The sequence below is a fragment of the Burkholderia stabilis genome, assembly GCF_001742165.1.
GTDB classification, from domain to species: domain Bacteria; phylum Pseudomonadota; class Gammaproteobacteria; order Burkholderiales; family Burkholderiaceae; genus Burkholderia; species Burkholderia stabilis.
Window position 1 is genome coordinate 325,150 of sequence record NZ_CP016442.1, and the last position, 14,637, is coordinate 339,786.

The following is a 14,637-nucleotide window of genomic DNA, read 5'->3' on the forward strand; positions in this document are numbered from 1 at the left end:
GCCGGATCAAAAAAACCCTGTCACCGAAAGGCGGCAGGGTTTTTTGTTTTTGGGGCGGCGCGTGCCGCCCGGTGGCCGGCTGCTTACGCGGTAGCCACGCCGCGAGCCGCTGCGAGCTTGCGCTGCAGCTCCGGCATGATGCGCGCGACCGCTTCCTCGCCCGCGAGGATCGCCGCGTTGCGCTGGTTGAAGTCGCTGCCGCCCATCGCCGCGAGGTTTGGACGGATCACGACGTCCGCATATTTGTCGAGCTCGTAGGTCTTGATCGTCTGACCCATGATCGTGAAGGTCTGCAGCAGCATCTCGATCGGATTGTTGGTCGCTGCGCCGTCCGGCCGGGCGGAGATGTCGACCGCGATCACGAAGCTCGCACCCATCTTGCGTGCATACGACGCGGGCACGGGGCTCACGAGGCCGCCGTCGACGTATTCGCGGTTGCCGATCTTCACCGGCTCGAACACCGACGGCACGCTGCACGATGCGCGCACCGCGAGCCCCGTGTTGCCCTGCTGGAACAGGATCGGCTGACCGCTTTGCAGATCCGTCGCGACGATGCCGAGCGGCTTCGCCATCTTTTCGATCGGCCGGTTGTTGAGCGTCTTGTTGAGGAAGTTTTGCAGCGCGACCCCCTGCAACAGGCCGCGCGAGCGGAACGGCAGCGCCCAGTCGCTGATCGCCGCCTGATCCATGTCGAGCGCGATCTTGTTGATCTGCAGCGCGCTCATGCCTGACGCGTAGAGCGCGCCGACCACCGAGCCCGCGCTCGTGCCCGCAACGATCTCGACCGGGATGCCGCGTGCCTCGAGCGCTTTCAGCACCCCGATGTGGGAGAAGCCGCGCGCGGCGCCGCCGCCGAGCGCGATGCCGATCTTCACGGGCTTTTCTTGCGACTGCGCCGTGTTGGGGCGGGATTTGTCGCCGAACGACGTACAGGCGGCGAGGCTGGCAGACGCGCACGCGATCGTGAAGTGACGGCGTGACAGACGAGGGGACGACATCGAATGGTTCTCCGGCGGCTTGGCGGCGGGTTACACGGCCCGCGGCGGCGATAGGTTCCGAGCGGCCGCGCGACGGGTTCCGCGCGACCGGCGCCGCGCCGGCTGGCGGCCGCGGCGCGCACATCATAAAGCAAGCGGTGCGCTTGGCGCGATGTCCGGCGCGAGTATAATTCCGGCTTCTTTTCCGTTCCGGGCGTTGCCGGCCCCGTTGTTGTCCGGGTTGCCGCCGTCGATCCCGCGTCGAATCATTCATGCGCCCCAGGCGTTCGAGTTACCGTTTATGACCCGTCCTGTCCGTACCCGCTTCGCGCCGAGTCCCACCGGCTTCATCCACCTCGGCAACATCCGCTCCGCGCTCTATCCGTGGGCGTTCGCCCGCAAGATGAACGGCACGTTCGTGCTGCGCATCGAGGATACCGACGTCGAGCGCTCGTCGCAGGAAGCGGTCGATGCGATCCTCGAAGGGATGCAGTGGCTCGGCCTGGATTTCGACGAAGGCCCGATCTACCAGATGCAGCGGATGGACCGCTATCGCGAGGTGCTCGCGCAGATGCTCGAGAAGGGTCTCGCGTATCCGTGCTACATGTCGGCCGAGGAACTCGACGCGCTGCGCGAACGCCAGCGCGAAGCCGGCCTGAAGCCGCGCTACGACGGCACGTGGCGTCCGGAGCCCGGCAAGGTACTGCCCGAGCCGCCGGCAGGCGTGAAGCCCGTGCTGCGCTTCCGTAATCCGCTGACGGGCACGGTCGTGTGGGAAGACGCCGTGAAGGGGCGTGTCGAGATCTCGAACGAGGAGCTGGACGACCTCGTGATCGCGCGCCCGGACGGCACGCCGATCTACAACTTCTGCGTGGTGGTGGACGACATGGACATGGGCATCACGCACGTGATCCGTGGCGACGACCACGTGAACAACACGCCGCGCCAGATCAACATCCTGAACGCGCTCGGCGGTGAGGCACCGGTATACGCACACCTGCCGACCGTGCTGAACGAGCAGGGCGAGAAGATGAGCAAGCGGCATGGCGCGATGAGCGTGATGGCGTATCGCGACGCGGGCTTCCTGCCCGAAGCAGTCGTCAACTATCTCGCGCGCCTCGGCTGGTCGCACGGCGATGCGGAAATCTTCTCGCGCGAGCAGTTCGTCGAATGGTTCGACCTCGAGCATCTCGGCAAGTCGCCCGCGCAGTACGACCACAGCAAGCTGAGCTGGCTGAACGCGCATTACATCAAGGAAGCCGACAACGCGCGCCTTGCCGCGCTGGCGAAGCCGTTCCTCGACGCGCTCGGCATCGACGACGCGGCGATCGCGACGGGCCCGGCGCTCGACGCCGTGGTCGGCCTGATGAAGGATCGCGCGACGACGGTCAAGGAGATCGCGGAAGGCGCTGCGATGTTCTACCGCGTGCCGGCGCCGGAAGCCGAAGCGCTCGCGCAGCACGTGACCGATGCGGTGCGGCCGGCGCTGGCCGATCTCGTCGTCGCGCTGAAGGTAGCCAACTGGACGAAGGAGGCTGTATCCGCTGCACTGAAGGCGACGCTCGGCACGCACAAGCTGAAGATGCCGCAACTCGCGATGCCGGTGCGCCTGCTGGTGGCGGGCACCACGCATACGCCGTCGATCGATGCGGTGCTCGTGCTGTTCGGCCGCGACGTCGTGGTGTCGCGCATCGAGTCCGCACTCGCCTGAGCTGCGTGCGTGAGCGAAGCTGCCCGCGCGTGAGATCGCGGCAGCTTCGCAAAAAATTTCGCTCGAATCGCAAAAAGGGTATTTACAAGTTCAAAGTCGGTCCATATAATCTCATTTCTGTTCTGCAAGGGGGTATAGCTCAGCTGGGAGAGCGCTTGCATGGCATGCAAGAGGTCAGCGGTTCGATCCCGCTTACCTCCACCAACAGAACAAATTAGGTTGTTTGCGAAGCAGCGGTGGTAGTAATAAATGCTTCACAAAATGATCTAAAGCAGTTAGAATTTCGGCCTTCGCTGTTGATGAGAAGTGAATAGCGAAAGTCAGACAGATCTGAAAAGATTTTGTCCCCTTCGTCTAGAGGCCTAGGACATCACCCTTTCACGGTGAGTACAGGGGTTCGAATCCCCTAGGGGACGCCAAATTCAGCGGCGTTTCGTAGAAGTGTCGCGAGGCTTGCAGGAACGTAACCGACGTCCTGCGGGTTGGGTAAGAAAGCTGGAGCGGTAGTTCAGTCGGTTAGAATACCGGCCTGTCACGCCGGGGGTCGCGGGTTCGAGTCCCGTCCGCTCCGCCAGAACGAAGCCCGTTCAAGACGTTTTTGAGCGGGCTTTTGTATTAAAGATGTAAGCAGTACGTTGTCCCCTTCGTCTAGAGGCCTAGGACATCACCCTTTCACGGTGAGTACAGGGGTTCGAATCCCCTAGGGGACGCCAGATTCAGCGGCGTTTCGTAGAAGTGTCGCAGCGCTTGCAGGAACGTGACGATGTCCTGCAGGCGGTAGTGCAGAAAGCTGGAGCGGTAGTTCAGTTGGTTAGAATACCGGCCTGTCACGCCGGGGGTCGCGGGTTCGAGCCCCGTCCGCTCCGCCAGAACGAAGCCCGTTCAAAAAACGTTTTTGAACGGGCTTTTTCATTAAAGATGTAAGCAGTACGTTGTCCCCTTCGTCTAGAGGCCTAGGACATCACCCTTTCACGGTGAGTACAGGGGTTCGAATCCCCTAGGGGACGCCAGATTTCGGCGTCGTTCGAACAAACGATGCGCCGGCAGGAAGTAACCGACGCCTGCCAGGCAAGCAGCAAGACTGGAGCGGTAGTTCAGTCGGTTAGAATACCGGCCTGTCACGCCGGGGGTCGCGGGTTCGAGTCCCGTCCGCTCCGCCAAAAAATGAAGAAGCCCGCCTTGTGCGGGCTTTTTCATTTGTGTTTCCGGTTGCGCCCGCTGGCGGGCGCGTGGCTGTGGAGCGGAGGAAGCCGCCTGCGCGGCTTCCGGCGGGACTCGAAGGGATGCGCGTGCACGCGCATCCGCGGCCTGCGGAATGTAGGCGAGTCCCGTCCGCTCCGCCAAAAAATGAAGAAGCCCGCCTTGTGCGGGCTTTTTCATTTGTGTTTCCGGTTGCGCCCGCCGGCGGACGCGTGACAGTCGGGCAGGACACTGACCGCTACGAGAAATTCGCAATTGCATCCGCGCGCGACTGCGCTATCGTGGCGGGATGCGTTCTTGACCCCTGCGTGATGCTCGATCCGACCGACCTGCGACTCCTGTATCAGCTCCGGCCCGCGGAGCCCGGCGATTTCCCGTTTGCCGAAGCGCTGACACACGGCAACATGGGCGGCTACTACAAGCGCCATGGGCTCGTGTGGCGCAGCGACCTGTTCTATGCAAGCTGGCGCGAATCCGAGAACTTCATCCTCGAGGCAGACGGCGAACGCATCGGCGTACTGCGGGTGACCGAGGAGGGCGACTCGCTGCATATTCGTGACGTGCAGATCGCGGCCGGCCATCGCGGACAGGGCGCCGGCACCTACATGCTCGACATGTCGCACCGCTGGGCGCGTGCGCGCGGGCTGCACGAATTGCAACTGCGCGTGTTCGTCGACAATCCCGCCGCGCGTCTCTACCTGCGCATGGGTTACCAGGTCGCCGGGCCGCGGCTCGCGCAACTCGGGTCGATCCGCCACATGGTGCGGCCGGTCTGAAAGATCGACCAGCCGGGGTGAACGGTCAGCGGGTTGCGTCGATCGCGTTCTCGTCCGGCGTTTCGTCGTCTGCGATGCGGCCCTCGGCGCCGCGATGCTCGTAGCCGCGCAGCATGAAGGCACGCGGGCTTTCGCCGAATGCCCGCCGGAACATCGCCGAGAAGGCGCTCTGGCTCTGATAGCCGAGTTCGCGCGCAATATGCGACAGCGGGCGCCCCTGGTTCAGCAGCGGGATCGCACGCGCAAGCAGCGCCTGCTGGCGCCACTGCGAAAAGCTCACACCCAGTTCCTGCTTGAAGAGCCGCGAAATCGTGCGCGTGCTCGCACCGACCTCACTCGCCCAGTGTTCGAGCGATTCCGCATGCGCCGGCTGCGCGAGAACCGATTCGCACAGCATGCGCAGCCGCTTCTCGTCGGGCATCGGCACCGCGAGCGGCAACGGTTCGGCGTGACTCAGCTCGTCGAGCACGAGCCCGCACAGCAGGCGCTCGCGGGAGGTGCTCAGGTCGCGCGCGTCGAGTGCGACGATCAACTCGCGCAGCAGCCCCGTCACTTCGACGACGCGGCATGCGTCGAGCCCGCCCGGCACGATCGACTCGTCGATATACAGCGTGCGCAAATACGCCTCTTCGACGATCACGACTTCGTGCGTCACGTGCGGCGGCACCCAGATCGCGCGGGACGGCGGCACCATCCATGTCGTGCCGGTCGTCGCGACGCGCAGCACGCCGCGCGACGCGTAGGCGAGTTGCGCCCACGCATGCGTATGCAGCGGGATCCGGCGGCCGGCGTCGACCTGCCGTGCGCGCACGCGCATCGGATGGACGGGCGTCGGCGCAAATTCGGGCGGGATGTCGATGACGTCGTATGGCTTCGATACGTCGGCTTGGGCGGGCGGATTCATGGACGGTTCGGGCGGCGCGGCGGCGATGCCGTTATTTTAGAAGGTGCCGCGCAAGCGCATGCGGCGGTTTTCGGGCGATCATGCCGCGTTCAAATGAACATTGTATGGAGCCGGCTAATCCTGGGTGAACGCCCGGGGCCGCGCGGCAGCTAGGCAGAACCATCTGGCCGACATCGTGGTCTATCGATGCGTGAGCGATTTCGCCAGAATCGAATCGCGCGCGAACACGGCAACATACGAATCGAAGAGGAGAACCAAGATGCGCTACGTATTCGTCTACGGCACATTGAGAGCCGGAGAGGCCAACGACATTGCCCATGCGGCCGAAAGGCACGGGATCGCCGCGCCGACGCTGCTTGGCGCGGCCGCGCTGCCGGGCGAACTGTACGATTTCGGCACGTACCCGGGGATGATCGCCGGGCCGGCCGGCAAGTCGCTCGTCTGGGGCGACGTCTACGAGGTCGACGATCAGCTCGTCCCCGTGCTCGACGAGATCGAACGCGTCTATCCGGGCGTCGACTCGTTGTTCAAGCCGGAAGACGTGACCGTCGAGCTCGGCGGCCGGCAGTACGCCTGCCTGTATTATCCGGTCGCCGCACATGCGGTAGCCGGGCGTCCGCACATCGCGTCGGGCGACTGGGTCCAGCACCGCCGCGAGCAGGAAGCCGCCTGACCGGGCGCGCGGCAGGGTTCTTGCCGCAAAAAGAAAAAGCGCCCCGAGGGGCGCTTTTTTCATGCCGTCATCGCATGCGACCGGCGACGGTGCGTGGCCGGCGGCCGATCGCAGCAGGCCGCTCCGTCAGATTTCCTCGTACAGCGGCAGCGTCAGGAATTCGGTGAAGCCTTCCGACGTCGACATCTGCTCGAAGATCGCCGCGGCGCGCTCGTACGGCTGCGTGTTGCCGCCGACTGAACGCTTCACGTTGTCGAGTTCGAGCTTCGTGTATTCGCGCACGAGTTCTGCCGTGACCTTGCGGCCGTCGTCGAGCACGCCCTTCGGCGAGCGGATCCACTGCCACACCTGCGAGCGGGAAATCTCGGCCGTGGCCGCGTCTTCCATCAGGTTGTGGATCGGCACGCAGCCGTTGCCGTCGAGCCATGCGCCGAGGTAGTGGATGCCGACGTTGATGTTGTTGCGCAGGCCGGCCTCGGTGATCGGCGCTTCCGGCTGGAAGTCGAGCAGGTTCTTGCCTTCGATCTGCACGTCGTCGCGTTGCTTCGCGATCTGGTTCGGCTTGTCGCCGAGCACCTTGACGAACTCTTCCATCGCGATCGGCACGAGGCCCGGGTGCGCAACCCAGCCGCCGTCGTAGCCGTCGGTCGCGTCGCGCTGCTTGTCCGAGCGCACGCCGCCCATTGCCTTGTCGTTCGCTTCCGGATCATTCTTGATCGGGATCAGCGCGCTCATCCCGCCGATCGCCGGCGCGTTGCGCTTGTGGCAGGTCTTCAGCAGCAGCAGCGCGTACGCGCGCATGAACGGCACCGTCATCGTGATCTTCGAACGGTCGGCGAGGCAGAAATCGCGGTCGTTCTTGAACTTCTTGATCGCCGAGAAGATGTAGTCCCAGCGGCCGGCGTTCAGGCCCGAGCTGTGTTCGCGCAGTTCGTACAGGATTTCGTCCATTTCGAACGCGGCGAGGATCGTCTCGATCAGCACCGTCGCGCGGATCGTGCCGCGCGGCACGCCGACTGCTTCCTGCGCGGCGACGAAGATGTCGTTCCACAGGCGCGCTTCGAGATGGCTTTCCATCTTCGGCAGGTAGAAGTACGGGCCCGAGCCGCGCGCGATCAGTTCCTTCGCGTTGTGGAACAGGAACAGCGCGAAATCGAAGATGCCGCCGGACACGCGCTGGCCGTCGACCGTCACGTGCTTCTCGTCGAGGTGCCAGCCGCGCGGACGCACGATCAGCGTCGCGACCTTGTCGTTCAGCTGGTACGACTTGCCGTTCTGCTCGAGCGAGATCGTGCGGCGCACCGCGTCCTTCAGGTTGATCTGGCCGTCGATCTGGTTCGTCCAGCTCGGCGCGTTCGAATCCTCGAAGTCCGTCATGTACGAATCGGCGCCCGAATTCAGCGCGTTGATGATCATCTTGCGCTCGACGGGGCCCGTGATCTCGACACGGCGGCATTGCAGGTCGGCCGGCAGCGGCGCGACTTTCCAGTCGCCTTCGCGGATCGCCTTCGTATCGGCCAGGAAATCGGGGCGCTCGCCCGCGTCGAGGCGTTTCGTGCGCTCGACGCGCGCCTGCAGCAGCGCCTGGCGGCGCGGTTCGAACGTGCGGTGCAGCGCTGCGACGAGCGCGAGTGCTTCAGGCGTCAGGATCGCTTCGTAACCCGGCTTGATTTCGCCGGTGATCGCCATGCCTTGCGGCAGCGTGATCGGGGTGCTCATGAGTCTCATCTCCTTGGTCGGTCAGTTGCGGTTTCGGTGAAGGGGGAAGGCGGCAGCGCTGCGAACCTCATGCACCCGGGCCGGGGCGCGTGCGGTTTGCGGGTCTGCCGGACGGAGCCGGGGTGGCGAGGAATGCGAGCAGGTCGGCCATGCCGGTGCCCGTGCCGTCGGGCGGCGCGCCGAGTTCCTCGGCAGGCGCGCCCGTGCGGTTGAGCCAGAACGTCGTGTAGCCGAACCAGGTGGCGCCGGCGACGTCCCAGGCGTTCGACGACACGAACACGATGTTGCGCGGGTTCGGGCCGAACGCGGCGGTGCCGAGCGCGTAGGCGGCCGGACTCGGCTTGTACGCGCGCACGGTGTCGGCCGACAGCACGCGATCGAACAACCCGGACATGCCGGCGCTCTTGATCGCGATGTCGAGCATTTGCGGGGTGCCGTTCGACAGGATCGCGAGCGGCGGGCGCGGTTCGAGCGCGCGCAGCTTGCGCAGCGCGGGCACCGTGTCGGGATAGGTGGACAGGCACGCGTATTCGTCCATCAGCCGCTTCTCGGCCGCGCTGTTCAGCGCGAGCCCGAGCCGGCGCGCGGCGAACCGCAGCGCGTCGAGCGTGATGTCACGGAACGGGCGATAGCGGGCGCCGGCCGGATCGGCGAGCGTGCGCAACTGCGAGTATTCGATTTGCTTGCGTCGCCACAGCTGCGACAACCGTTCCCCGTGTCCGGGAAACATCTGCTCGGCCGCGGCCAGGACTGCGCGCACGTCGAACAACGTGCCGAATGCGTCGAAGAGGATTGCGTCGGGAGAAGAGAGTGTCGTTGTGGCCGACATAGCCTTGCGCTCCAGTTTCAGAGGTCGAAACGATTCTATTCGTGATCGTAGGTACTAAAAAAGACGCTAATCATCACTTGATCTTTTACTTTCATATACCTAATCTTGAGCGGCTTAAGCTATTTGAAGGGCGGCAGCGCCGCTCTTGCGAGTCATGGACCGGTTCAAACAGATAGAAACGTTCGCTGCGGTCGCGGCGAAGGGCAGCCTGTCGGCGGCTGCGCACGCGGAAGGCGTCGCGCCGGCGATCATCGGCCGCCGCCTCGACGCGCTCGAGGAGCGGCTGGGCGTCAAGCTGCTGGTGCGCACGACGCGCAAGCTCACGCTGACGTTCGAGGGTTCGGCATTCCTCGAGGATTGCCAGCGGATCATCAACGACATGCAGAACGCGGAGGCGAGCGTGTCCGCCGGCGGCGTCAAGGCGAGCGGCCACCTGCGCATTTCCGCGCCGGCCGGTTTCGGCCGGCGGCACGTCGCGCCGCTCGTGCCCGAATTCAGCGTCGAGCATCCGGACGTGTCGGTCACGCTCGACCTGTCCGACCGGATGGTCGACCTCGTCAACGAGGGATTCGATTGCGCGGTGCGGCTCGGCGAGTTGCCCGACTCGTCGCTCGTGTCGCTGAAACTCGGCGAGAATCGCCGTGTGTGCGTCGCGTCGCCCGCGTATCTCGCGCGGCGCGGCACGCCGGTTACGCTCGCGGAGCTGGCGCGGCACAACTGCCTCGCGCTCGCGGCGAACGCGAACCAGCAACGCGGCTGGGCGTTCCAGGAGGACGACAAGGTCGTGTCGATCCGCGTGAACGGCACGATGGAGTGTTCGGACGGTGCGGTGTTGCACGAGTGGTGCCTCGCCGGCCACGGTCTCGCATGGCGCTCGTGGTGGGAGGTCGGCGAGGACATCGCGGCCGGCAGCCTCGTCAGCGTGCTCGACGCGTTCGCCGCGCCGCCGATCGGCATTCACGCGGTGTTTCCGCAGCGCCGGCATCTGCCGTTGCGCGTGCGCCTGTTTCTCGATTACCTGAAGCACACGTACGAACGGCCCGGTTATTGGGGCGAGTAGGCCGTGCGCGTCCGCGCGTTTCCGATATGAGGGCGAACCCGCTTCCGGCGCCGGATGCGCGGTTTCGCACACTACAATCCTAGGAGGCATGCCCGACGCGTCGCGGCCGGCTCGGATGGGATCGCGGCGCGCGGAGTGCGATTGACGAAGGAGGGCGCGATGTTCCGGCACATCCTCGTTCCAACCGACGGTTCCGAACTGTCGCAGAAGGCGATCGACGGTGCGATCGACCTGGCTCGCGCGGTCGGCGCGCGCGTGACGGCCTACGCGTGCCTGCCGCAGTATCCGTACTCGCCATTTTCCGAAGTGATCATCGAGCCGCCCGCCGATTTCCGGGCGCGCAGCGAGCGCGAAGCGCGCGCGCATCTCGACGAGGTCGAATCGGCCGCGAAGGCGGCCGGCGTCGCTTGCGACACGTGGACGAGCGTGCATCCGTCGCCGTATCTCGGCATCATCGAGGCGGCCGAACGCGGCGGCTGCGACGTGATCTTCATGGCGTCCCACGGGCGCCGCGGGCTCGGCAGCCTGCTGATCGGCAGCGAGACGCAGCGCGTGCTGACCCATACGAAAATTCCGGTGATCGTCTATCGGTAGCGCGGCGCCGGCCGCGGCCGTGCAGGCCGCGCCGTCGAGCGCCGCAGAAAAAGGGCGCGCCGGACGAAGCCGGCGCGCGTCGTTGCAGGCGGCCCGCAGGCCGCGCGGCCGGTCGCGCGATCTGCATCGCGCGCCTGCCGTCTCCTCCCTGATTGTTGTCCTCTTGCCGATGCCGCGCCGTCGCGGGACGGTCGCGCATCGGCGCGCGCTTGCGCGTGTTATGCGACCTTCTTGCCGTCGAAGAACTGCTCGTCTTCGGTCGAGCCGTGCAGCGCCGTCGTCGATGCTTCGCGCTCGACCGTCTGCGTCACCGCGTCGAAGTAGCCCGTGCCGACCTCGCGCTGGTGCTTGACGGCCGTGAAGCCCTTGTCGGCTGCCGCGAACTCGGCCTGCTGCAACTCGACGAACGCGCTCATCTGCGTGCGGGCATAACCGTGCGCGAGGTTGAACATCGAGTAGTTCAGCGCATGGAAGCCGGCCAGCGTGATGAACTGGAACTTGTAGCCCATCGCACCGAGTTCCTTCTGGAACTTCGCGATCGTCGCGTCGTCGAGGTTCTTCTTCCAGTTGAACGACGGCGAGCAGTTGTACGACAGCAGCTTGCCCGGGAACTGCTTGTGGATCGCTTCCGCGAACTTCTTCGCGTACTCGAGATCCGGCTTGCCGGTTTCGCACCAGATCAGGTCGGCGTACGGCGCGTAGGCGAGACCGCGCGAGATCGCCTGCCCGAGGCCCGGCTTCGTACGGAAGAAACCTTCCACCGTGCGCTCGCCCGTCAGGAACGGCTTGTCGTTGTCGTCGACGTCGGACGTGATCAGGTCGGCGGCTTCCGCGTCGGTGCGGGCGACCAGCACGGTCGGCGTGCCCATCACGTCGGCCGCGAGACGCGCAGCCGACAGCTTCGCGACGGCTTCGCGTGTCGGCACGAGCACCTTGCCGCCCATGTGGCCGCACTTTTTCACCGACGCGAGCTGGTCTTCGAAGTGGACGCCCGATGCGCCTGCCTCGATCATCGCCTTCATCAGTTCGAAGGCGTTCAGCACGCCGCCGAAACCGGCTTCCGCGTCAGCGACGATCGGCGCGAAGAAGTCGACGTAACCTTCGTCGCCCGGGTTCTTGCCTTCCGACCACTGGATCTGGTCGGCGCGCGTCAGCGTGTTGTTGATGCGCTTCACGACGAGCGGCACCGAGTTCGCCGGGTACAGCGATTGATCCGGGTACATTTCGCCCGCGACGTTCGCGTCGCCGGCCACTTGCCAGCCGGACAGGTAGATCGCCTTCAGGCCGGCCTTCACCTGCTGCATCGCCTGGTTGCCGGTCAGCGCGCCGAGCGCGTTGACGAACGGCTCGTTGTTGATGAGGCTCCACAGTTTTTCCGCGCCGCGCCTGGCCAGCGTGTGCTCGATCGGAATCGAGCCGCGCAGGCGGACCACGTCGTCAGCCGAGTAGCCACGCTTGATGCCTTTCCAGCGCGGATCGGTGTCCCATTGCTGTTGCAGTTCCTGTGCCTGTTCCTGGCGCGACATGATGAGCTCCTTGATGCGGTGTATTGCCTAATGGGCTGAATCTGACGGTGGTGATGCCGTTCTCGAAGCCGGATACGGTGCATTCCGGTTCGTGAGGTCTTGTATAAGAGTCTAGGCAAATCGGCAGGAGCGAGACAGGGGCTTTCTCGGAAGGCGGGTAAATTTTTAGTTGTTTTAAATCAATTATTTGCTTTCGTCATTTCGGGATGAGAAATGCTTTTTTCCATCCCGCAATCGTGCGGGTTGTGCCACGCAGCATGATTTTTTACGACGCAAAAAAATTTTCCGCATCGTGAAATCTGCGAGGAGACGAAAAAAAACCGGCGCAGATGCGCCGGTCGCCGGATGGGCGGGGCGTCCAAAGGACGCCCGTGCGTGCTTACGACGCGGAACCGCGGCGCGGGCCGCCGCTGCGCTGGCCGTCGCGACGCGGGCCGCCGTCACGGCTGCCGCTCGGCTTGCCGCTCCAGCCGCCGCCATTACCGCCGCCGCCGTAGCTGCGGCCGTTGCCGCCACCGTTGCCGCCGTAACCGCCGCCCGGCTTGCCGCCGAAACGTCGGCCGCCGTTACCGCCGCCCGGACGGCCGCGACCACCGGTGCCGCCGTTGCGCGGGGGCGCCTTGCGCGGCTCGAAACCTTCGATCACGTTGACCGGCAGCGGCGAACGCACGAAGCGCTCGATGCGCTTGAGCGCGCCTTGCTCGGCGTGGTGCACGAGGCTCACCGCGGTACCCGAACGGCCCGCGCGGCCCGTACGGCCGATACGGTGCACGTAGTCTTCCGCGAACTTCGGCAGGTCGTAGTTGAACACGTGCGTGATGCCCGGGATGTCGATGCCGCGTGCCGCGACGTCGGTCGCGACCAGCACGCGCACGCGACGCTCGCGCAGTGCGCGGATCGTGCGGTTACGCGCGCCTTGCGGCAGGTCGCCGTGCAGCGCGGCCGATTCGAAGCCTGCATCGGCAAGACGGCCGGCGAGCTGGTCGGCGTCGATCTTGGTTGCCGTGAAGATGATTGCCTGGTCGAGCGCGTCGTCGCGCAGCAGGTGATCGAGCAGGCGATCCTTGTGATCGCGGTCGTCGACGTAGTGCACGGTCTGCGCGATGTTCGCGCGCGATTCGAGGCGCTGCTGGATCTCGATGCGCTCCGGATCCTTCAGCAGGCGGCCCGTCAGCGAGCCGATCTTGCCGTCGAGCGTGGCCGAGAACAGCATCGTCTGGCGCGACGCGGGCGTTGCGGCGACGATCGTTTCGATGTCGTCGATGAAGCCCATGTCGAGCATCCGGTCGGCTTCGTCGAGCACGAGCATCTTCAGTTCGGACAGGTCGATGCGGCCACGCTCGAGGTGATCGAGCAGGCGGCCCGGCGTGGCGACCAGGATTTCGGGGTTCTTCGCGAGCAGCATCAGCTGCTGGCCATAGGCGACGCCGCCGAGGATGCTGACCGTGCGCAGGCGCTTCAGGTGCTTGCCGTAGGTCGATGCGGCCGTGGTGACCTGCATCGCGAGTTCGCGGGTCGGCGTCAGCACGAGCAGGCCCGGGCGCGCGACGGGTTGCGGGCGGCGCGTGCGGCGGTCGCCCTGGTTCGGTTCACGCGGCGCGCGCGGTTGCTGCGCCTGCGTTTTCTGGAGCTGCGCGAAACGTTCGATCGCGGGCAGCATGAAGGCGGCCGTCTTGCCCGATCCGGTCGGGCTCGACACCAGAAGGTCACGGCCGGCGATGCCGGCCGGAATCGCGCGCTGCTGGACCGGCGTCGGCTTCACATAGCCGGCGGCCTCCAGCGCGGAGACGATCTCCGGCGACAACCCGAGCGACGCGAAGCTCGGCTCGTCCGAGGCGGGTTCGACCGCGGCCGGTGCGGCGGCGTCGTCGAGACCGAGCGCCTGGTCGGCGATCGCGTTGAGCGGGCTGGAGTTGATGCTCGAAGTCATAACAATCCTTGAAACACAGTGGGTGAAACGTCGGCGCCAATCGCGCATACCCAAGTCGTCGGATTCAGCGAGCAAATCGGGAAACGGGTGCAATCCGCCGAACGGTCGGCGGATGAGGCATTAGAAGCTGTTTTGGGTGCGGCGCGCTTCAGGAGCGGGGCCGCCAGCCTGATAAGTGACGACCGCGAGGGTCGAAGCAGGAGGGGACAGGTTCTAAACCGGATTGGAGCTTAACGCTACGAGGCGTCTGGCCGGAACGGCTTGCGAGCCGAGCGCGGGAGGTGACGCAGGCCGCATTATAAAGAAATTTGCTGCGCTGCGCCACTGATTTGATTGCCTATTGCGGCAGGGGCGATTCGGTCAGGAGGCCGTGCCGTTTTTCAGCGATTCGACGAGTTCGATGTACTGCTGCTTCGCCGCATCCTGCGACGTGCCCTTCAGCGCATCCCAGGCGTCGTACTTGTATTTGCCGACGATGTCGGTGAAGCCCGGCTTGTCGCCATGGGCATCGCCGTCGGTTGCCTGCTTGAAGAGCGCGTACAGGCGCAGGAGGGTCAGGTTGCCCGGACGTTCCGTCAGTTGCTTGACGTCGATCTGGGCCTGGTCGAATTGGGCGGTGAGTTCGCTCATCGGGTGTCTCCGTAAGGGTTTCAGGTCGGGCGATCTTAACAAGCGGACCGCCGCGCGGGGTCGAGCGATCCTTCCAAACCGCCGCCGGAGGCACGCACGCGCGCAGAT

At 65.3% G+C, this 14,637-nt stretch carries 12 protein-coding genes and 7 tRNA genes; 12 read left to right on the plus strand and 7 right to left on the minus strand.

The window, feature by feature from the left end; genetic code table 11:
* Positions 1-83 precede the first annotated feature (83 nt).
* The gene (locus BBJ41_RS01595) at positions 84-998 is read right to left on the minus strand and encodes a patatin-like phospholipase family protein (RefSeq protein ID WP_069745036.1); all 915 of its coding nucleotides are present in this window, start codon (positions 996-998) and stop codon (positions 84-86) included.
* Between the two features lie 280 nt (positions 999-1,278).
* Here BBJ41_RS01595 and gltX point away from each other — a divergent pair, with 280 nt between their 5' ends.
* The 9 genes from gltX to BBJ41_RS01640 all read left to right on the plus strand — a co-directional run bounded on the left by gltX (position 1,279) and on the right by BBJ41_RS01640 (position 4,664).
* A complete protein-coding gene (gene gltX / locus BBJ41_RS01600; RefSeq protein ID WP_069745037.1) occupies positions 1,279-2,688 on the plus strand; it encodes a glutamate--tRNA ligase in 1,410 nt (469 codons plus the stop codon).
* 128 nt (positions 2,689-2,816) lie between these two features.
* Positions 2,817-2,892, plus strand: a tRNA-Ala gene (locus BBJ41_RS01605).
* 139 nt (positions 2,893-3,031) lie between these two features.
* Positions 3,032-3,107, plus strand: a tRNA-Glu gene (locus BBJ41_RS01610).
* A gap of 78 nt (positions 3,108-3,185) precedes the next feature.
* Positions 3,186-3,262 (plus strand) — tRNA-Asp (locus BBJ41_RS01615).
* A 63-nt stretch (positions 3,263-3,325) separates the two neighbouring features.
* Positions 3,326-3,401: transfer RNA gene (locus BBJ41_RS01620), tRNA-Glu, on the plus strand.
* A gap of 79 nt (positions 3,402-3,480) precedes the next feature.
* A tRNA-Asp gene (locus BBJ41_RS01625) sits at positions 3,481-3,557 on the plus strand.
* A 65-nt stretch (positions 3,558-3,622) separates the two neighbouring features.
* A tRNA-Glu gene (locus BBJ41_RS01630) sits at positions 3,623-3,698 on the plus strand.
* A 73-nt stretch (positions 3,699-3,771) separates the two neighbouring features.
* Positions 3,772-3,848: transfer RNA gene (locus BBJ41_RS01635), tRNA-Asp, on the plus strand.
* A 351-nt stretch (positions 3,849-4,199) separates the two neighbouring features.
* Positions 4,200-4,664 carry a GNAT family N-acetyltransferase gene (locus BBJ41_RS01640; protein ID WP_069745038.1) on the plus strand — a complete coding sequence of 155 codons (465 nt, stop codon included), beginning with the start codon at positions 4,200-4,202 and terminating at the stop codon, positions 4,662-4,664.
* 25 nt (positions 4,665-4,689) lie between these two features.
* Here BBJ41_RS01640 and BBJ41_RS01645 read toward each other — a convergent pair whose 3' ends face one another.
* Positions 4,690-5,568, minus strand: coding sequence for an AraC family transcriptional regulator (locus BBJ41_RS01645; RefSeq protein ID WP_069745039.1), 879 nt, complete (start codon positions 5,566-5,568; stop codon positions 4,690-4,692).
* A 259-nt stretch (positions 5,569-5,827) separates the two neighbouring features.
* On the opposite strand from BBJ41_RS01645, the gene BBJ41_RS01650 reads away from it, so the two are divergent.
* Entirely contained in the window at positions 5,828-6,241 is a 414-nt protein-coding gene (locus BBJ41_RS01650) for a gamma-glutamylcyclotransferase family protein (protein WP_069747540.1), read from the plus strand.
* A 126-nt stretch (positions 6,242-6,367) separates the two neighbouring features.
* Here the strand turns inward: BBJ41_RS01650 and aceB are convergent, their stop codons facing one another.
* Together aceB and BBJ41_RS01660 are read right to left on the minus strand one after the other, a co-directional pair.
* Positions 6,368-7,960, minus strand: a complete 1,593-nt coding sequence (gene aceB / locus BBJ41_RS01655) for a malate synthase A (protein ID WP_069747541.1) — start codon at positions 7,958-7,960, stop codon at positions 6,368-6,370.
* 67 nt (positions 7,961-8,027) lie between these two features.
* Positions 8,028-8,789 carry a haloacid dehalogenase type II gene (locus tag BBJ41_RS01660; protein ID WP_069745040.1) on the minus strand — a complete coding sequence of 254 codons (762 nt, stop codon included), beginning with the start codon at positions 8,787-8,789 and terminating at the stop codon, positions 8,028-8,030.
* A 154-nt stretch (positions 8,790-8,943) separates the two neighbouring features.
* Here BBJ41_RS01660 and BBJ41_RS01665 point away from each other — a divergent pair, with 154 nt between their 5' ends.
* Both BBJ41_RS01665 and BBJ41_RS01670 read left to right on the plus strand, forming a co-directional pair.
* On the plus strand, positions 8,944-9,849 hold the full coding sequence (locus tag BBJ41_RS01665) for a LysR family transcriptional regulator (RefSeq protein WP_069745041.1): 906 nt from the start codon (positions 8,944-8,946) through the stop codon (positions 9,847-9,849).
* Positions 9,850-10,008: 159 nt separating this feature from the next.
* Positions 10,009-10,443, plus strand: a complete 435-nt coding sequence (locus BBJ41_RS01670) for a universal stress protein (protein ID WP_069258029.1) — start codon at positions 10,009-10,011, stop codon at positions 10,441-10,443.
* 218 nt (positions 10,444-10,661) lie between these two features.
* On the opposite strand, the gene aceA is transcribed toward BBJ41_RS01670, so the two are convergent.
* The 3 genes from aceA to BBJ41_RS01685 form a co-directional block, all read right to left on the minus strand.
* Positions 10,662-11,969 (minus strand): isocitrate lyase, encoded by a 1,308-nt coding sequence (gene aceA / locus BBJ41_RS01675; protein WP_069745042.1) that lies wholly within the window; start codon positions 11,967-11,969, stop codon positions 10,662-10,664.
* A 379-nt stretch (positions 11,970-12,348) separates the two neighbouring features.
* A complete protein-coding gene (locus BBJ41_RS01680) occupies positions 12,349-13,899 on the minus strand; it encodes a DEAD/DEAH box helicase (RefSeq protein ID WP_069745043.1) in 1,551 nt (516 codons plus the stop codon).
* Positions 13,900-14,259: 360 nt separating this feature from the next.
* Positions 14,260-14,529 (minus strand): acyl-CoA-binding protein, encoded by a 270-nt coding sequence (locus BBJ41_RS01685; protein WP_011352486.1) that lies wholly within the window; start codon positions 14,527-14,529, stop codon positions 14,260-14,262.
* Positions 14,530-14,637 lie beyond the last annotated feature (108 nt).